Origin of the sequence: Herbidospora sp. NBRC 101105, assembly GCF_030269205.1 — a bacterium.
Classification (GTDB): Bacteria; Actinomycetota; Actinomycetes; order Streptosporangiales; family Streptosporangiaceae; genus Herbidospora; species Herbidospora solisilvae.
This window is the reverse complement of record NZ_BSSX01000017.1, coordinates 1-1,209: the sequence shown is the minus strand read 5'-3', so window position 1 is coordinate 1,209 and position 1,209 is coordinate 1. Positions and strand designations below refer to the sequence as shown.

Sequence of the window (1,209 nt, the reverse complement as noted above, 5' to 3'; positions counted from 1 at the left end):
GTTGGTCGTCCGTGTTTCGGACGACGCTCACGCTAGGACCGGGGCAAGGGGCCGTTCTGCGCACAAAACCACACAAGGCGTCTAGTGCGTACTACTGCACATACGTCGCCTTCCGGGCGCTGACCAGCAGGTGGGCGGCGGGGGTCAGCGCGGCTTCCAGCGGCTTCCGCTCGGACTCCTCCAGGCCCCCCAGATCGTCACTGAGATCGGCCAGCAGGTCGTTGACGAGCTCGGAGGTGAGATCTGCCGCGCTCGCCGCCGGACCAAGCTTGCTCCATGCCGCGTCGACCCTCGGTGGGGTCAGGCGTTCCACGGCGGCGGTCAGCAACCAGCCCGGCAACCCGTCGGAGGGCGGGATGAACGAGCGAGATCCGTCATAGCGGGCGTCTTCGGCGAAGCCGGGCTGCTTCACCTTCAGCGCCGGCCTTGGCCCGCGTACGGCGGTGTCCCACGGTCCCGCCGGCTTCACCACGTATCCCTCGGCGCGGTTGTCGGCGACCTCCGGAAGGCCGAGCATCTGCGGGACCAGAGACGGGAAGTCAGCCGGCAGCTCCAGCAGGTCCTGCCGCCGGCCCCTGCCCAGCACGGGCACGCACAACAGGCCGACCGACTCGATCAGCGAGGCCAGCTCATCCCGGCCGAGCCAGCGCATGCCGGAGCCGCTTCGCACGGCGCCGTCGAAGGCGAGCCAGAGGAGGTCTGGGCCGTACCAGACACCGGTCTGGACGGGGCTCAGCTCCGAGATCGGCGCCACCTCTGGGTGCGGGTAGCCGCCGCCGGCGAGTTCCCCGTACAAGACCAGCTCGGTGCCCACCGTGCGGGCGGCCGCTGCCGCGGCGGTGGCGAGGACGGGCCAGAGCCGGGTCACGCCGAAGAAGGCTTCGAAGCGCTCCTCTTCCAGCACTCCGCGCCGCCCGGCGGGGCGGGTGGTGGTCCCGTCGCTGACAAGGGCGAAGTGTGCTCCGTGCACCTTCTCTTCCGCCACCCAGATGCCGCCGGGGAGCGGGCCGTCGCCGAAGCGCTGGGCGATCTTGGGATACCACATGGCGGCAGCCTCCTCACGAAGGGGAAGCCGATCAACCGCTTTTCGCGCTTGAGGTGTGGGTTTGTGTACTAATGCACGCTCGATGGCTTGTGTGGTTTTGTGCGCAGAACGGCCCCTTGCCCCGGTCCTAGCGTGAGCGTCGTCCGGAACACGGACAACGAAAT

The 1,209-nt window shown here is 69.1% G+C and carries 1 protein-coding gene; it reads right to left on the bottom strand.

Features of this window, described 5'->3' with window-relative positions; genetic code table 11:
• Positions 1–91: 91 nt before the first annotated feature.
• Positions 92–1,045, bottom strand: coding sequence for an RNA ligase family protein (locus tag QSK34_RS37600; RefSeq protein WP_285591619.1), 954 nt, complete (start codon positions 1,043–1,045; stop codon positions 92–94).
• Between the last annotated feature and the right edge of the window lie 164 nt (positions 1,046–1,209).

What these genes read in the sequence shown, in the direction of transcription:
- QSK34_RS37600 (WP_285591619.1), bottom strand. Translation starts at nt 1,045, where the DNA reads ATGTGGTATCCCAAGATCGCCCAGCGCTTCGGCGACGGCCCGCTCCCC.